Raw genomic sequence first — 405 nt, forward strand, 5'->3', positions numbered from 1 at the left:
TAATGGTCATTTATTACCGGCCCGGGGTGCAGGTCGATTTTTAGCAGCCGCCCCGCCGGGGCCGGTTTTCTATTGCCTTTTTTAGTTGAGTTTTTACCGGGCAGAGTCTGGACATGGGCGTCACTTTACGGGACAATGGGCATAACAAGCTTGGTATAGGGATATTTCTTCCCCTCCTCGTGGGGCCTTTTTAGGCTACTACTCCGTTAAGCCTGTTACCCTTGGCCCGCCGTGTTTTTTCTAACCGCTGGTTGTGCCCCCGGCTTTATGGTGATGGAAAAAAATGATGATATAGACGCCTGGGTTATTGCAGACAAGTTACGCTTTGGTCGCCTTCCCCAGGAGGTTTTTATGGATGAGCGTTTCCTTGCGCTGCAAAGGCTGACCCGAAACAGGTTTCACCTG

General features: G+C 51.1%; 1 pseudogene. It reads left to right on the plus strand.

What is annotated here, in order from left to right:
• Positions 1 to 276: 276 nt before the first annotated feature.
• Positions 277 to 405, plus strand: a pseudogene (locus tag Pmgp_RS19435) (IS110 family transposase); the annotation flags it as partial.

It is taken from the genome of Pelotomaculum propionicicum (assembly GCF_004369225.1).
GTDB classification, from domain to species: Bacteria; Bacillota; Desulfotomaculia; order Desulfotomaculales; family Pelotomaculaceae; genus Pelotomaculum_B; species Pelotomaculum_B propionicicum.